Source organism: Leifsonia sp. Y862, from assembly GCF_057669585.1.
In genome coordinates this window covers 146,983-163,167 of record NZ_JBYHFR010000001.1, presented here as the reverse complement: position 1 = coordinate 163,167, position 16,185 = coordinate 146,983, and the positions used below count along the sequence as shown (strand labels likewise).

Annotated in this window: 11 protein-coding genes; 3 read left to right on the top strand and 8 right to left on the bottom strand. The window is 65.7% G+C overall.

What is annotated here, in order from left to right; all coding sequences use genetic code 11:
* Positions 1-106 precede the first annotated feature (106 nt).
* Genes AC25Z0_RS00775 through AC25Z0_RS00755 form a run of 5 tightly spaced genes read right to left on the bottom strand, consistent with a single transcriptional unit; the run spans position 107 to position 5,375 of the window.
* A complete protein-coding gene (locus AC25Z0_RS00775) occupies positions 107-886 on the bottom strand; it encodes an ABC transporter ATP-binding protein (protein WP_488131967.1) in 780 nt (259 codons plus the stop codon).
* Positions 886-1,782: an ABC transporter ATP-binding protein gene (locus AC25Z0_RS00770; RefSeq protein ID WP_488131966.1), complete on the bottom strand. Its 897-nt coding sequence runs from the start codon at positions 1,780-1,782 to the stop codon at positions 886-888. Before AC25Z0_RS00770 ends, AC25Z0_RS00775 begins: the two co-directional genes overlap by 1 nt.
* Positions 1,779-2,705 (bottom strand): ABC transporter permease, encoded by a 927-nt coding sequence (locus tag AC25Z0_RS00765; protein ID WP_488131965.1) that lies wholly within the window; start codon positions 2,703-2,705, stop codon positions 1,779-1,781. Before AC25Z0_RS00765 ends, AC25Z0_RS00770 begins: the two co-directional genes overlap by 4 nt.
* Positions 2,702-3,820, bottom strand: a complete 1,119-nt coding sequence (locus AC25Z0_RS00760; protein WP_488131964.1) for an ABC transporter permease — start codon at positions 3,818-3,820, stop codon at positions 2,702-2,704. The genes AC25Z0_RS00765 and AC25Z0_RS00760 overlap by 4 nt, the downstream gene beginning before the upstream one ends.
* Positions 3,804-5,375 carry an ABC transporter substrate-binding protein gene (locus tag AC25Z0_RS00755; RefSeq protein WP_488131963.1) on the bottom strand — a complete coding sequence of 524 codons (1,572 nt, stop codon included), beginning with the start codon at positions 5,373-5,375 and terminating at the stop codon, positions 3,804-3,806. The genes AC25Z0_RS00760 and AC25Z0_RS00755 overlap by 17 nt, the downstream gene beginning before the upstream one ends.
* Positions 5,376-5,517: 142 nt before the next feature.
* Between AC25Z0_RS00755 and zapE the strand changes: the two genes are divergently transcribed.
* From zapE to AC25Z0_RS00740, 3 genes are all read left to right on the top strand, one after another.
* Positions 5,518-6,612 carry a cell division protein ZapE gene (gene zapE, locus AC25Z0_RS00750; RefSeq protein ID WP_488131962.1) on the top strand — a complete coding sequence of 365 codons (1,095 nt, stop codon included), beginning with the start codon at positions 5,518-5,520 and terminating at the stop codon, positions 6,610-6,612.
* A gap of 67 nt (positions 6,613-6,679) precedes the next feature.
* On the top strand, positions 6,680-9,913 hold the full coding sequence (locus AC25Z0_RS00745) for a DEAD/DEAH box helicase (RefSeq protein ID WP_488131961.1): 3,234 nt from the start codon (positions 6,680-6,682) through the stop codon (positions 9,911-9,913).
* Between the two features lie 80 nt (positions 9,914-9,993).
* Positions 9,994-10,584: an NADPH-dependent FMN reductase gene (locus AC25Z0_RS00740; RefSeq protein WP_488131960.1), complete on the top strand. Its 591-nt coding sequence runs from the start codon at positions 9,994-9,996 to the stop codon at positions 10,582-10,584.
* Positions 10,585-10,821: 237 nt separating this feature from the next.
* Here the strand turns inward: AC25Z0_RS00740 and AC25Z0_RS00735 are convergent, their stop codons facing one another.
* The 3 genes from AC25Z0_RS00735 to AC25Z0_RS00725 all read right to left on the bottom strand — a co-directional run bounded on the left by AC25Z0_RS00735 (position 10,822) and on the right by AC25Z0_RS00725 (position 16,083).
* Positions 10,822-11,577, bottom strand: a complete 756-nt coding sequence (locus AC25Z0_RS00735; protein WP_488131959.1) for a DarT ssDNA thymidine ADP-ribosyltransferase family protein — start codon at positions 11,575-11,577, stop codon at positions 10,822-10,824.
* Between the two features lie 392 nt (positions 11,578-11,969).
* A complete protein-coding gene (locus AC25Z0_RS00730; protein WP_488131958.1) occupies positions 11,970-15,569 on the bottom strand; it encodes a TM0106 family RecB-like putative nuclease in 3,600 nt (1,199 codons plus the stop codon).
* A 139-nt stretch (positions 15,570-15,708) separates the two neighbouring features.
* Positions 15,709-16,083, bottom strand: coding sequence for a TM2 domain-containing protein (locus AC25Z0_RS00725; protein WP_488131957.1), 375 nt, complete (start codon positions 16,081-16,083; stop codon positions 15,709-15,711).
* Between the last annotated feature and the right edge of the window lie 102 nt (positions 16,084-16,185).

The following is a 16,185-nucleotide window of genomic DNA, read 5'->3' as shown; positions in this document are numbered from 1 at the left end:
TTCCCCCGTTGATCGAAGAGGCCGTTCACGGCCGTCTCGAGATCACTGCCTTGGTTTCGAGACAGGGGCTCGCAAGCTCGCGCCTTCCTCAATCAACGGGAGAGGGTTACCCGCGCGGCAGGGTGCCGAGGCCGTCTGCGACTGGAATCGCGGCGAGCAGCCGTTGGGTATAGGGGTGCTGCGGCGCAGACCAAACGGATGCGACAGCATCCGTTTCCACAATGCGGCCAGCTTGCATCACGGCGACTCGATCGGCGACCACGCGCACGACTGAGAGGTCGTGACTGATGAACAACAATGAAGCGCCGTTCTTCAGCGCCACGTCGCGCATGAGCGTCGCGACCTTCGCCTGCAGCGAGGCGTCGAGCGAGGCGATCGGCTCGTCACCGACCAAGACGTCTGGCCGCGCGCCCATCGCCCTGGCAATGGCGATGCGTTGGCGCTGCCCGCCAGAGAACTGGTGGGGGAACATCGAGGCTGCACTCTGGTCCATGTGCACGTCGTCGAGCAGCTGCGCGACGGTGGAGCGCTCGTCTCCGGCAATTGCCAGCGCGTCCTCGATCTGCGCGCCGACCCGTCGGCGCGGATTGAGCGAGCTGTATGGGTTCTGGAACACCATCTGGATGCGCAGCAGTCGACGCGGCCGCTTCCGCAGGCCCAGCGCCTTTACGGTGTCGCCGTCGAAGTTGATCGATCCGGAGGTGAGCGGCTCAAGGCCGCAGATCGCACGGGCAAGAGTCGATTTGCCGCATCCGGACTCCCCGACCAGGCCGAGCACTTCCCCTGGCGCGAGGTCGATGCTCACCCCGTCGACGGCGGCAAGGGTACGGCGGCCTGGCAGCTTGTACGTGACGCGGGCGTCAGAGACTGAGAGATGACCGGCCATCAGGAATCCGCTCCGTTCACATTCGACGCCACATTCGGCGCCACATTCGGCACGGAGTCGTCGGACGACCACGCCGCCGGCAGCGCGTCGATGAGTGACCTCGTGTATTCGCTTTTCGGCTCGCGGATCACCTGGAAGCGAGTGCCGTGCTCGACAACGTCCCCGTAACGCATCACCGTGACCGTATCGGCGAGGGCCGACATCACGCCGAGGTCGTGGGTCACGAGCAGGATCGCGAGGTCGAGACTGTCGCACAACTCGCGGAGCAGTCGCAGGATGCCGGCCTGCACTGTCACGTCGAGCGCTGTTGTCGGCTCGTCGGCGATGAGCACCGACGGCTCGCAGGCCAGCGCGATCGCGATGGCGATACGCTGCAGCTGCCCTCCCGAGAACTGATGCGGGTATTTCTTCAAAGCCGCCTCAGGGTCTGGCACCTTGACACGTTCGAGCAGTGCCACGGCGCGCTCCCTGGCCTCACTCTTCGAGACGCGCAGGTGGTGCCGCATCCCGTCAGTGAGCTGGTGCTCGATCGTGATCATCGGGTGCAGGCTCGCGGTGGGGTCCTGAAAGATCATGCCGATGTCGCGGCCGCGCAGCGCGTTCATGGAGCGCGAACCGATGGTCAGGAGATTGTCGACGCGGCCACGCGGTCCCTCATAGGCGATCGAGCCGCCGAGACGGGACCCGGCAGGCTGCAAGCCGCAGATGGCCAGACCTGTCATGGTCTTCCCCGACCCTGACTCGCCCGCGAGACCGGTGATCGACCCGGCCGGCACGTCGATGTCGATGCCGCGCAGGATGCGCTTCGGGTCGTTCTTCGGGCCGAGTTCGAGGGTGAGTCCGCGGACCTGCAGCCCCGACGTGGTGGTCTGGTCGTTCATATCTTGACGTCTCATATTTTGACTCCCTGCACAGCACCGGCGGTGCGCGGGTCGAGCGAGTCGCGCAGGGCGTCGCCGAGGAGGTTGAAGGCGACAACGACGGTGAAGATCGCGAGGCCCGGGAAGGCAGCGAGCCACCAGTCGCTGAACTGCTGCACACCGTCGGCGACCATGGCGCCCCACTCCGGCGTCGGCGGCGTGGCACCGAGACCGAGGAAGGATAGCCCTGACAGCAACAGGATGGCGTTGCCGAAGTCGAGGGTGGCGAGCACGAGGATGGGTGCGGCGACGTTGGGCAGGATGTCTCGGCGGAGCGACGTGAACGGGCCGAATCCGAGCAGCCGGCCGGCCACGACGTACTCGCGTGAGCGCGCACCGAGCACCATCGACCGCATCACGCGGGCATAGCTCGGCCAGGACACGAGCAGCAGCGCGATGACCGCGTTCGTGAGGCTCGGGCCAAGGGCAGCCGTCACGATCATCGCCAGGATGATCGTGGGGAACGCGAAGACGAGGTCGGAAAAGCGCATGATGATCTCATCGAGCCATTTGCCGAAATAGCCCGCAATTGCGCCGACCACAGAGCCGATGATGGCCGAGGCCACCACGAGGAACAGCGCGAGCGGCAGCGAGATGCGTGCTCCGTATAGCGTGCGGCTGAAGACGTCGCGTCCGAGCGCGTCTGTACCGAAGAGGTTTGTGCCGTTCGGCGGCTGCAGGCGCTCGAAGCTCTGCGCGAGCGGGTCGTACGGCGCAATGAGCGGCACGAAAATCACGATGAGGAACCACGCGGCGATGATCGCCATGCCGATGATGGCCATCGGCCGGCGATAGGCAGCTGGCAGCCTCAAGCGGATGCGACGCGGTCTGGCTTCGTCGAGGATGGCGCCGGCCGCGGCATCCGCTTCGAGGTCGAGACGTGACTCAGTGTTGGTCATTCGACACGCACCCTGGGGTCGACAACGCCATATACGACGTCGATGATGAAGTTGGTGATGATGTAGACGACACCGACCACGAGACCGACACCCATCACGGCTGGCAGGTCAAGCGTCGTCGCCGATTTGTAGGCGTACTGCCCGATGCCGCCCCAGCCGAAGACCTGCTCGGTGAGAACTGTCCCAGAGAGCAGTGAGCCGAAGGCAAGGCCGACGACGGTGAGGATGGGCAATGACGCCCCTCGGAGGATGTAGCGGAAGATCACGGTGACCGGGCTCAGTCCCTTAGCTCTGGCGGCCAGCACGTACTCCTGGTTCAGCACGTCGAGCACGGCGGAGCGCGTGAAGCGCACGAGGAGCCCGACGGTGAAGAGGATCAGCACAGAGCCTGGCAGCACGAGGTGCGCGAGGGCATCGGCGAACGTGGCGAACTGCCCGGCGAGTAGGGAATCAACCGTGTACATGCCCGTGACATGCGGCGGGGGTTGCAGGGCGGCGCTCAACCTGCCCGTTCCTGGCGCCCACCGCAGCTGGTAGAAGAACACGTAGAACGCGGCGAGGGCCAGCCAGAAGGTGGGAATTGAGATCCCCACGAGGCTGAGCACGCGGAACAACTGGTCGGAGAAGCGGTTCTGTCGGAGCGCAGCCCAGGTACCGAGGCCGACGCCGATGATGATCGAGAACACGATGACGAACAGCGCGAGCTCTGCGGTCGCCGGGAAGGCGACGCCGAGGTCCTGGACCACCGGGTTGTTCGTCTGGGTCGAGGTGCCCAGGTCGCCGCGGAAGATATTGGCGATATAGAGGAGGTACTGCGTGACCAGCGGCTTGTCGAGGCCATGGGCCTCGCGGTAGGCCGCCACGATTGCGGGGTCACTCGCCGCACGCTCGCCGAGCGCTGCCTGGGCGGGGTCGGCTGGCACGAGGTTGGCGAGCGTGAAGGTGACCAGGGTCACGCCGAAGATCAGCAGGACGCTGATGCCGGCGCGAACCAGGATGTAGCGGACGAGCGGCGGGAGGTGCCGGGAGCGCGTGCTCTGCACACGCGCTCCCGGCGTCTCGACGACGTTCTCGACGACGCTGTTATCGACGATGTTGTTATTCGATGTCGGCAATGTTGACGGTCCACACCGGGTTGAGGTCGAGACGGGTGATCTCGGGGGTGGTTACCGCATACTGGCCAGGCTGCACGACGGGAATGAATGGCCCTGTCGCATTGCCGGCCTTCTGCCATGCCTCGTAGGCGGCGACGCGGTCGTCGCCGGTGGCTGCTGCCGCGGCTGCTGCCGCGGCAGTGACGGCCTCATCGGCGCCCTCTGCCCAGCCGGCGCGGAGGCCGAGGGACTCCCCAGGGTTGAAGACCAGGTAGTTCGACGGGTCGGGGAAGTCAGGGCCCCAGTACATGATTCCGGACTGGAGGGTGCCGGCACGGAATGCGTCGAGGAAGGTGGAGATCGGCCCTGGGGCGAGGGTCAGCGTGATACCGACGTCCTTCAGCTGTGACTGGATCGCCTCTGCGAGGGTCTGCATCTGCAGGCCGTTCACCGTGACGTCGTTCGCGTATGAGAAGGTCACGGCCTCCCCTGAGTAGCCGCTCGATGCGAGCGCCTTCTTGGCTGCGGCCAGGTCGAAGACGTTGGCCGGGTCTTCCTTGAGCGCGCCAAGGAAGATGGAGGGAACCATGCCGCCAGGCTGCACTGCACCCTCGCCGGCGATCGACAGGATCTTGTCGTAGTCGATGCCGAATCGCACAGCCTTGAGGAAGTCGGGCTGGTTGGTGACGCCAGCGCTCACGGCCGCATCCTGGTTGAACCAGGAGTAGATGAGGTACGGCGAAACGTTTTTGACGACAGTGGCGCTGTCGCCCATGTCGGAGACCTGGTCGGCGTTCAGGTCGAGCGCGACCTGCGCTGCTCCGGCCTGCACATTGATCTTCTGGGTCGGGCCCTCGACATTCTCGAGCACGACGCGGCTGTAGGCAGGAGCCTCACCGCTGTATTCAGGATTGAGCGTGAAGGTCACCTTCGTGGTGACGCTGTACGACTCGAGTATGTACGGGCCGGAGCCGGCCGACGTCTCGTTGAGGAAGGCCTCTGCCTTGTCATCTGCGTCTGTCGTGCCGCCGTTTGCGATGAGCAGCTTCGAGTTGACGATACCGAGCGACGGGTTCGGCAGGATGAATGGCAGCGCGGGATTCGGGGTGGCGCTGGTGAGGGTGACGGTGTCATCACCGGTCTTGGCGACGGTCACGCCGTCAAGCAGGAACGAGGGGTTACCAGCGATGCCCTGCACGCGCTGGTAGGAGAAAACGATGTCGTCAGCGGTTACCGGGGTGCCGTCTGAGAAGGTGTGCTCGCCATCCATGGTGAGCGTGAGAACGGTGTTGTCAGCGTTCGACTCGTAGCTGGTGACACCGTTGACCACGGTCGTCACGTCGCTGCCCTCGAAGTCGAGCGCCGTCTCGTAGAGCGCCTTATCCACAACGCTGCCGGTGAGCTCGAACGAACGGGCCGGATCGCTGGTCTTCAAATCGAATGACTTATTGATGACGAGGGTCTTGCCCCCGGCGTCGGTGGCGGCGGGCGAGGCAGCTGTACAGGCCGTGACAGCCAGCATCGATGCCAGTCCGATGGCAACTGCCCCGGACGCCCTCAGGCGGTGCTTGAACATGGTCATACCCCTTCGCGCTGTGGTTTGTATCTCCTTGTATAGCGTCGACGCATTTCTGACACGTTTCGGCTGGCGGGTCGTGATGAAAACGTGTTGAAGCGCTGAGTGCGGCACATCGCTGCCACCGCTGTAGGTTCGATTCATGAGCATTGCCACTCCTGCCGCGCCGTTCGCGAGCGGAGGGGTGGTTCTGGATGATCTGGTTCTCGACAGCCTGGTTCTCGACAGCGTGGTTCTCGATGCAGACCAGCAGCGCCTCGTCGCGGCACTGGGCGCCTTCGGCACGCAGATGACGGATGCCGCGAGGCCGGCAACCGGCGTCGGTCGCGGCCTGTACATACATGGTCCCGTCGGGCGGGGGAAGACGTGGCTGTGCGACGCCTTCTTCGACGCGCTGCCCACCGAGGCGAAACGTCGCACGCATTTTCACGGATTCTTCCGCGGCCTGCACGAGGCGATTTGGCGCAACCGGTCGAGTGGACTCTCCGAGCCCGGGCAGGTCATCGCGGATGCCATCGCCGAGCTGCTCTACGGCATCGACCTGCTCTATTTCGATGAGTTCCACGTGCACGACTCCGGGGATGCCGCGCTCATCACCCGCGTGCTCGAAGAGATCTTCGCGCGCGGGGTGAGCGTGCTGGCGACGTCGAATTACGCTCCGACCGATTTGCTGCCCGATGCTAACTTCCACGACCTGTTCGAACCGGGCATCGCCCTCATCGAGCGCCATCTCGACGTGTTCGAACTCGGCGGCACGATCGACTACCGCCGCCTCGCCCCGGCCACGGCAGGGACGGGGACGGGTTTCGCCGCCGGCGGCTGGCTGACTCCCGGCGGCGCGCAGCAGCTCGGCGACGCCGGCCTGGTCGCTCCGCACACCGACGAGCAGGCGACCCTTTCGGCGAGCGGCCACAGCTTTACCGCCCGCCGCGCGCTCGATGGCGAGGTGTGGTTCCGGTTCGACGAGCTGTGCGAGGCGGACTCTGCGGTGAGCGACTATCTGAGGTGGGCATCCGTTTACCAGCGCTGGGTCGTCGAGGGCGTGCCGGTGCTCCACACCGCGACCATGCAGGCCAGGCAGCGCTTCGCGAATCTCATCGACGTGCTGGCCGATCGGGACGTGACGCTGCACATCGTGAGCGAGCATGCCGCAGCGGATGCGCTGCGCGTGACACCCGCGACGCGTGACTTCGAGCGCACGACCAGTCGACTCGCGCTGCTGCGGCAGATTCGCTGACTCCGCAGGCGTGATGCCCACCACGCGCGCGACGGGAACTGTCGGTCGCGCGTGAGAGCATGGGGGCATGCCGCAGCCCGATTGGAAGACCGCCGTGCTGGCGCTCACCGGTCCGGCCGATCAGCCCCACGCGGTCGTTGCCACCCCGTTCACTCCGCTGGCGCTGCAGTTCGAGCTGCGCGAGCAAACCCCGCGCACCAGCGAACGCTGGCGCGGACCAACGGCGAGGCCGGTCACCAGCGAGGCCGTGACATCCGCTGGCCAATTTCGGTTGGGCGTGCGGCCCGTGCTCCGCAACTCCCTGGGCAACTGGGTCAAGTCGACCGTGGCGTGGAATAGCGTCTCCCACCAGCTGAATCGCTTGAATCTGTACCCGGAGCAGCACCGCTGGTTCTCGCAATTCGTCGCCATGCACCGGGCAACCAGGGGCGCGTACTCCGGGCAGGAAAGCGACTGGATCTACCTCGACGACTTCGTCAGCCCCGTGCTCTGGCACCTTCTCGCTGAAGCCACCTCCCTCGGCATCGACTTCGTCGGCACGAAGAAGGATGCCGTTGTCATCGTGGGAACGGAAGCCAGCGTGAGCGTCGATGCGACGCGCGCTGCGGACACGACCGCTGCGGAGGCTGCTGCCAACACGACCGCTGCGGGTAATGCGGTCGCGCCCAGCGGCCCAGTCGCCCAGAACCCTGCGAGCGAGCCAACCGCATCCGGTGCCGTGCAGCTCACCACCCACCTCACCATCGATGGCCGGTCGTACCCGCCGGAGTCCGGCGGGTTCATCGGCACCCACGGCATCTACAGCGCACAGCTTCTCCCCCGGCAGAGTTTCGCGCTCGCTCCCACGAGTCGTCCGCTCACCAAACAGCAGCGACGATTGCTCGGCGAGAGTGCGGCACTCACCATTCCGGCGCCCGATGTGGCCGAGTTCCTCGCCGAGCACTATCCCCGGTTGCGCAGCTCGATCACGATCACCAGCACGGATGCCTCCGTCGAGTTCCCGAAGCCCGGCCCACCCACGCTCGTGCTCACGGCCACGTTCCAGCCGAAGCACAACCTGCACCTCGCCTGGCACTGGGAGTATGCGCTGGGCACGGCGATCACGACACTGCCCGTGCAGGAGCCGACCGCGCAGGGACGGGCCACGTCCACAGGTCCTGAATCTGGCCCAGCACCCGACGCCGACTGGCGCAACCTTCGCTCCGAACGGGCGATCCTGTCGCGCACCGGTATCGACAATTTCTCCCCCACCACGCTGCGAGATGTCGACGCCGCCGAATTCACCGAGCGGATGCTGCCCAAACTCGCCCGCCGGGCCGGCATCCGTGTCGACGTGGTCGGCGTCAAACCGCGCTACCGCGAGCTCACTGACCGGCCGGAGATGGTCTTCATGACCGTCGAAAGCGATCACCGCGACTGGTTCGATCTCGGCGTTGTGGTGAAAGTTGCCGGTCACAGCATCCCGTTCGGCCCGCTGTTCAAGGCACTGTCGAAGGGCAAGAAGAAGCTGTTGCTCGTTGACAACTCCTATCTCTCGCTGAACCAGCCGGAGTTCGACAGGCTGAAAGAGCTCATCGACGAGGCCAGGGACCTCGCCGAATGGGAGACAGAGCTGCGGATCAACCGGCACCAGGTCGGCCTCTGGGCAGAATTCGAAGACCTCGCCGACGAGACAGAACAGGCAGAAAGCTGGCGCGCCGCCGTGAGTGGACTCATCGCGTTGACCGCGGCAGCCGGCACCCTCGGCGACGAATCAGTTGCCGGCGCGGATGGTGGCCCGGACGTAGGCCCAGGCGACGGCTCGAACAACTCAGGCGGCGCAGGTGGCTCGAGCGGTTCAAACACCGCGCCCGGAACCCCAACTGTGCCCGCGATCCCCCTGCCAGTCGGCCTCAACGCCACACTGCGCCCGTACCAGGTCGACGGTTTCAACTGGCTCGTCTTCCTCTGGACGCACGGCCTCGGCGGCATTCTCGCCGACGACATGGGCCTCGGCAAGACGGTGCAGACCCTCGCCCTGCTCGCGCACGTGAAGGAACGAGCACCCCACGAACCCAGCCGTCCGTTCGTGATCGTGGCGCCGACATCCGTTGTGGGCAACTGGGCGAGCGAGGCCGCGCGATTCACGCCGGGCCTCGATGTGCGCGTGGTGACGAAGATCGGGGGGCTCCCGGATGCCATGGGTGCGGGTGGCACGTCGGCTAGGCCCGACGTCGTGGTCACTTCATATGCGCTGTTCCGACTGGACGCAGAGGCCTACCAGGCCGAGGACTGGGCCGGCCTGATTCTCGATGAGGCCCAGTTCGTGAAGAATCGCGAATCGCAGGTGCACCGCGTCGCCGTCGATCTGAAAGCACCGTTCAAGCTGGCCGTCACCGGCACGCCGATGGAGAACAACCTGCTTGAGCTGTGGTCGCTGTGCGCGATTGTCGCCCCAGGACTGTTTCCGTCTGCCCGCAAGTTCACTGAAGATTACGTGCGCCAGATCGAGCTGGAGAAGAACAGGGAGCGGCTGGGTCGACTGCAGCGTCGCATCCGCCCGCTCATGCTGCGCCGCACCAAGGAACTCGTGGCTCCGGAGTTGCCCGCCAAGCAGGAGCAGACGCTGCAGATCGACCTGGCGCCGGAGCACCGCGAGCTGTACGACACGTTCCTGCAGCGCGAGCGGCAGAAGCTGCTCGGGCTGATCGAAGACCTCGATCGCAACCGCTTCATCGTGTTCCGGTCGCTGACCCTGTTGCGGATGCTGAGCCTTGACGCGTCGCTCATCGATCCGGCATACGCGTCGATTCCCTCGAGCAAGCTCGATGCACTGTTCGAGCAGCTCGAAGACGTGGTGGCCGAGGGGCATCGCGCGCTCATCTTCAGCCAGTTCACCTCGTACCTGCAGAAGGCCGCGGCCAGGCTCGACGCAGAGGGAATCGCCTATGAGTACCTCGACGGGTCGACCCTCCGGCGCCCGGAGGTCATCGCCCGTTTCAAGACCGGCGACGCACCGGTCTTCCTCATCAGCCTGAAGGCCGGCGGGTTCGGCCTCAACCTCACCGAGGCCGACTACGTGTTCATGCTCGACCCGTGGTGGAACCCGGCCAGCGAGGCCCAGGCCATCGACCGCACCCACCGCATCGGCCAGACCAAGAACGTGATGGTGTACCGGATGGTCGCCACCGACACGATCGAAGAGAAGGTCATGGCGCTCAAAGACCGCAAGGCGGCCCTGTTCAACGCCGTTGTGGATGACGACGCCCTGTTCAGCTCGACGCTCACGGCAGATGACATCAGGGGTTTGCTCGAGCGGTAGGCGCGCGCCGGCTGCATGAGTGCGTTCGGGTGTACTCACACTCCCTCGACAGGTGCAGGCATCGAGCGCAAGCTGAGGTGATGACAACTATCTTTGAACACGAACCGCCCTACTCGGTTGGCTATTTCGTCGGCAGCCTGTCATCGCAGTCGATCAATCGCACGCTGGCGAAGGCGCTGATCAGGCTCGCTCCGCCCGAGATGGAGTTCGTCGAAATCACGATTAAGAATCTCCCGCTCTACAACCGGGATCTCGACGCCGACTACCCACCGGTTGCGCGGGATTTCAAGGCTGCCATCGAGTCCGTGGACGCGCTGCTGTTCGTCACGCCGGAATACAACCGCTCCGTGCCTGGCGCGCTGAAGAACGCACTCGACTGGGCCAGCCGCCCCTGGGGGCAGAACGCGCTCACCGGCAAGCCGTCAGCCGTGATCGGTGCGTCGCCAGGAGCGATCGGTACCGCCCTGGCCCAGCAGAGCCTGCGCGGAACACTCGCGTTCTGCAACGCCCCGCAGATGACGGCGCCGGAGGCTTACATCCAGGTGACCCCCGGACTCATCACTGACGACGGTGAGGTCACGAACGAGGGAACCGCAGAGTTTCTGCGGGCGTACATGGTGGACTTCTACGACTTCGTGCTGCGGGTCATGACGGTGGTACCTGGCCGGTAGCTTCCGGCCTTCGGTTTAGAGGCGCGTCCGAGGAACGAGATCGCTCCTGAAACCCGTACCGCGCGCCCATCGCGCCCGCTGCGGGGCGCCGCTACCGCTATAGCGGGCGCGACCAGCGACAACGGGCGCGGTGGGACAGCGAAGGGGCACTGTCTGACGACAATGCCCCTTCGAACCACTGGTGTGAGACGACCAGAGTCGCTCGCTAGCGCTTGGTCCTCAACGAGCGAAGCTCGGTTACGCCTCGAGGTCGGCGTCTTCGTCTGTCGGCTGGAACCACGGCGGGTACACAGCGACCTTGGTGGCGAAACCTGAGGGGCTCAGGATGCCACGGACCGTCTGGCGAACCTTGTCGTTTGCGACACCGATGAGGGTGATGCGATCGAAGGGCAAGACATCCTTCACGAGGAACTCAGACTCAAGGATGGTGCCGGCATCGTTCGCGCGGAGAGTCCAGAGCAGACGCTCCGTCTCCTCACGGCTCGTCGTGAAGCGAGTGTGACCGATGACGGCGTCGCCGTCGGTGACGGAGAATGCCGGGTCGCTCGCTGCGGCATCCGCTGACTCGTCTGCTGCTTCGGCGGCAACGGTGGCCTCCGGCAGCGACTCGATGGCCGACTTGACCGTGCTCACGAGGATCACGTAGTCGAAGACCGACGAGTCGGTGGCGGCCTGGGCGATCCGGGGATCGACGGTGTGCGCACGGATGCTGTTCCACACGCTGGCGTTCGGCGAGAGGAAGAACGGCACGTAGTCGGCAACCTTCGCGCCATCCGCTGCGGAGACCGGGGTCTCGCGACGGGCAGCGCGGTTCTCCGGCGACGAGATGTCGACGACAGGCGTTGAATCGCTGGAATCGGCGAGCAGGGCGCCGCGATCCAGGATCTGAGCCAGGTTGTCGATGTGGGTCACGTGGTAGATGCGCTGTTCGCCAACGCGAGCCGGCGGCATGGAGACGGCCGTCTTCGCAGTTGACGTCTGTACAGAGCTCACCGAGTTCGGTCCCTTGAGGGTGACCGAGATGGGAGAGGGAGCTGATCGCAGCGACATGGGCTTCGACGCACGAGCACGTGGCGCCTTAACGATTAGTGACTCGTCTGGGACTGCTTTCGGGTAACAACTGGCGCATAGGCCGCCAGCAAGTCCATGGATACATTCGTCGCTCAACGCAAAACCTTTCCTGTGCGTGGCACGCATTCACTTCAAGATCTGAGGAGCGGAGACCACCTGTCAACGTTACGGTGCTTTGAGGCACTCCGATTACCGTTTCGGCTGGGTATCGAACCTCAATTTCGAAAATTGCAGCACGTGCACATTTCGAGAGATCGACTGAAACGGATGCCGCGCGCCACCTCCACCGCACCGTCACCCAGCGTTTTCGCTGATCAGACTCCAGACTCGACGAGCGTGATGAACGCGCTGAGCTCCGCCACCCCGGCAGGGGTCACCGGAAGGCTGTCGACGAGCGCCGGCGAGTACACGAGATATGCCGCCCATTTTGCTCGGGAGATTGCCACGTTCAGGCGGTTCTTCATGATGAGGAACGACAGGCCGCGCGGCACATCCGCCGCCGAGGAGGCCGCAAGAGTCACGATGGCAACGGCCGCTTCCTGGCCCTGGAACTTGTCAACGGTGCCGACGCGCACCGAGGTGAGGCCGGCATCCGCTAGCGCGTCGCGCACGGTGTTCAGCTGTGCGTTGTACGGGGTGACGATGATGATGTCGTCTTCGGTGAGTGGGTCGTCGTGGCGCTTCTCCGTTGGATCGTCCCAGCGTGTGCCGAGGAGGCTCTGGACGAGTTCGACCACGGCCGCTGCTTCCTCTGGCGATTCCACGGAGTTACCTACGTGGGTCACCGGCACAATGTGCAGCCCTGGCGTGATGCCGTGCAGGGAGCGGGTGGCAGCCACCGGGTGTGAGTGCAGCGCTCCCTCATACGACAGCTGCGATACCGGAGCGGTGACGGCGGGGTGCATGCGGCGGCTCTCCGCGAGGAAGTAGCCGAGGGTGGGCGGCAGCACATCGTGACCGGCGCTGACCCAACCGAGCGCCGACTGGTCGATGGGCTCAGGGTGGGTGCCCTGGCTCACCTGCGGCAGCTGCTGCGGGTCACCGAGGAGGAGCAGGTTCTTCGACGCGACGCTCGCGGCGATGGTGGAGGCGAGGGAGAACTGCCCGGCCTCGTCGACGACCAGCAGGTCGAGGCTGTCGCGGGGAACGCGCGCCGGGTTGCTGAATTCCCAGGCTGTACCCCCCAGCACGAAGCCGGTGTCTGCGTGGTCAAGCGCGAAGAGCAGCTGGCCGTCCTTCGGCAGCTCTGTATACGGGGAGTCGTCGGTGTCGTCCGCGTCGTCGAAGCCGTCGCCGGCGGTCTCCCCCGCCGCTGCCTTCGCGGTGCCCGCTTTCTGCACCTTGCCGACGAGGGAGCGGTCGAGGCCGGCCTTCGCGACGGCGGCCAGCAGCGTTTCGACCACAGCGTGCGACTGCGCGACGACACCGATCTTCCAGCCGTGCCCAAGCACGAGGGCTTTGATCACGTGGGCGCCGAGGTACGACTTGCCAGTGCCTGGCGGGCCCTGCACCGCGAGATAGGAGTGGTCGAGATCGAGGAGGCTCGACACGACGGCATCGATGCGTTCGTTGCCCTGCGGGTCGGCAGGAACCGGCGCCAGCTGACCTGACCGGGTGCGCGGCTCGATTTTGCGCAGGATGTCGACGGTCGGCTGCGCTGGCCACTCCGGATGGGCATCGACGATGGTCTCTGCCCACTCTTCGATGGCCGGCTTCTGCTGGCCGGCGGGTGGCGGCGCGGATGGCGCCAGGGCAGACGGGCGGTGCGAGTATGGCGCGATGTCCTTGCCGAGGGTCTCCTCCACCAGGATGCTGCCGTCGTCGGCGACCTCGAGCACCTTCACCGTGCGTGCGGTGCGCGCCCCAGACGATGCCTTCGGGTCGATGAACGGACCGGGGTATTCGTAGAGCAGGTACGGGCCGGCCTGGTCTCCTGGCTTGATGCTGCTGCCGGGGGCCAGGGTGCCGCGCAGCCACAGTTCACGCCGGTCGGTGCGCTGTCGTCCTTCGCGGTACCAGTCCTTCTCCACGCGCACATCGTGAATGCGCAACACATCGCGGGTGGTCTCCCACTCCTCGATGGGCTGCTCCAGCCGGGCGAAGTGCCCCCACCAGAAGCTCTTCTGCTCACGCTGGTGATAGTCGAGTGCTGCAGCGGCGAACGCGGCGGCCGTCTGGTCTGGCGTGCGGTCGGGGTTCAGCGGGTCGCCGGCGATCGCCATCAGTGCGTCGCGCAGCAGCGACGGCTCCAGCTCTGGGCGCGGTTCCTCCGTGGACGCCGCCGCATTGCTCGGGATGCCGTATTCCTCCGCCTTGCCGCGCAACCAGTCGCGCAGGCGCAACGTGGACACGCAGTCGTAACGGTTGTAGTCGGCGATGGAGTCGAGCATCCGCTGGCCCTGGATGACGTCGCCGTTGTCGAACAGCTCGCGTGCTGCGGCGTATTCGGTGATGGAGTCTGCGGCGTTGGTGACGTCGCCGCCGCGCAGCTCATCGCCCATGTAGAGCGGTTCGAGCTTCTTGATCGAGTAGGAGCGCGAGCCCACCCGCAGCGTCTTCCGCACCAGCGGGTACAGGTCGACGAGCGCGTTGGCCCGCAGCAATTCGTCGACCTCGTCTTCACCGACGCCATGGCGGGCGGCGATGCTCAGCAGGTGCGTGCGCTCGTAGGCGGCGTAGTGGTAGATGTGCATGGCTGGGTACTGCGCGCGACGCTCCGCGAGGTAGTCGAGGAAGTCGCGCAGCGCCTGCCGCTCCTCCTCGAAGGTGTGCGCCCAGAATGCGCGGAACGTGCCGTCGGGTTCGACCAGCCCGAACAGGTAGTCGAGGCCCCAGTGGTCGGCCGCGCCCTCTGTGTAGAGCGGGTCGCCCTCGAAGTCGAAGAAAATGTCGCCGGGGTCTGGCTCTGGCAACACGGCGAGCGCCGAGGGGTTGTACATCTCGATGGGCGGCGCCTGGCCGCTCACTGCGTCGAGCTGTAGCTGCGCCTGGGTGCGGAGGGCGGCGAGGGTGCTGTCTGCGATGCCGTCGACGGTTCCGCCGGAGGCGAGTAGAGCGGATGCCGCCAGCTCGTCAATCGTGTGGATGCCGGCCTCGGCCAGTCGCTCACGCTGGGTCACGCGCATGCCGGCGACGAGCAGCAGGTCGCGGTGTGCCTGCACCTCGGCTTCACAGGTGGCGCAGCGGCCGCAGATCGCATAGCGGGGGTCGCCCCACGCAACGGTCTCCGCATCGAGCAGGCGCTCCTCGATGATCTGCAACAGGCGGCGCTTCCGACGGCGATACACCGGGCGGATGTCCGCCAACCGGTGCACACTCACCCCACCGTCGCCGAGCAAGAGTTCCACCGTCTCGGCGGGGCGCACCCCGATCAGCTCCAGCTGGTCGGCATAGGCGGCGAGCTGCAGCAGGGCGGTGACCTTGGCACGACGGGCCAGCTTGGTGTCTTGCACGAGGTAGCTGCCGTCGCTCTGGCGCACGATGAAGTCGGCGAACCCGATGAAGGCGACGGGGAGTGCGCCGGGAAGTGCGTCGGGAATTGCGCCAGGAAGCGCGCCGGCCCTCCCGCCGAATCCCTCATCGAAGAACGTCGCTTGGAAGACGAGGTCGACATCCGCTTCGAAAGCCGTCACGGTCTGGGCAGCGACCGATTCGAGCGCTTCGCGGTTCAGGCGATCAGGGCGCTCAATCTCAACGACGCCGGCACCGTACTCGGCGCGGTAGGCCTCGAGCACCCGGAGCTCATGGGCGTCGCCGAGCCTGGCCGTGCGATCCAGCATGGCATCGGCGGGATCTGCCTCTGCTGGTCGTCGTCCGAGCTTCGCGTCGAGCTTCCGAAGGAAGGCGAATTCGCAGGTCGACGCGGCGGTCAGGTCGGTTGCGCTGGTGACCAGGCTGTCGTCGAGGACGAACATCCGCGCCTACTTTCTATCGAGCTTTCGCTTCTCATCGAGCATTCCGTCGACGATTCGAGCGTAGCCGGGGCGACCGACATCCGTCTGGCGGTGAGGCGAGCGGCCATCACTGGAGCTCGCCCCACCAGCAAGCCAGGACCTAGTAGTACAGGTCCGCAATCGTGTGGGCCGCGCTGTTCGCGCTGCCGAGGAAGCTGAGGACGAGCACCACGATGGTCACGATGAGGGCGATCCTCTTGTTCTGGTCGTAACCGGCCAGCAACAGACCCTGCTTGTCGCGGGTCGATCCGTTGAGCGCGAGGATCAGATCGATCAGCGACCAGATGCCGAAGCCACCGAGGGTGATCAGCTTCAGGATGCCGGTGCCCACCTTGCCCAAGTAGAAACGGTCGACGCCGAGGCCCCCAAGCAGCAGGGCGAGCAGCCAGTTCACGACGAACGACTTCTGCGAGACGGTTGTCTGGGCCGAGTATGCAGACGGCGTGTATGGCGACTCGTTGTTCAGGACGGTCATGCTTCTCCAATCGATAGCGCGAGTGGATCGCGCCCGTGATGAGCGGCGGAGCAACGGCTCCCCCGCGTCGGGGTGAGCGCACGCGAGCGGTGCGCCGTCGCA

Bases quoted from the DNA above. Each gene is read 5' to 3' on its own strand.
- AC25Z0_RS00725 (WP_488131957.1), bottom strand. From the start codon at position 16,083: ATGACCGTCCTGAACAACGAGTCGCCATACACGCCGTCTGCATACTCG.
- AC25Z0_RS00740 (WP_488131960.1), top strand. From the start codon at position 9,994: ATGACAACTATCTTTGAACACGAACCGCCCTACTCGGTTGGCTATTTC.
- zapE (WP_488131962.1), top strand. From the start codon at position 5,518: ATGAGCATTGCCACTCCTGCCGCGCCGTTCGCGAGCGGAGGGGTGGTT.
- AC25Z0_RS00765 (WP_488131965.1), bottom strand. From the start codon at position 2,705: ATGACCAACACTGAGTCACGTCTCGACCTCGAAGCGGATGCCGCGGCC.
- AC25Z0_RS00730 (WP_488131958.1), bottom strand. From the start codon at position 15,569: ATGTTCGTCCTCGACGACAGCCTGGTCACCAGCGCAACCGACCTGACC.
- AC25Z0_RS00755 (WP_488131963.1), bottom strand. From the start codon at position 5,375: ATGTTCAAGCACCGCCTGAGGGCGTCCGGGGCAGTTGCCATCGGACTG.
- AC25Z0_RS00745 (WP_488131961.1), top strand. From the start codon at position 6,680: ATGCCGCAGCCCGATTGGAAGACCGCCGTGCTGGCGCTCACCGGTCCG.
- AC25Z0_RS00770 (WP_488131966.1), bottom strand. From the start codon at position 1,782: ATGAGACGTCAAGATATGAACGACCAGACCACCACGTCGGGGCTGCAG.
- AC25Z0_RS00775 (WP_488131967.1), bottom strand. From the start codon at position 886: ATGGCCGGTCATCTCTCAGTCTCTGACGCCCGCGTCACGTACAAGCTG.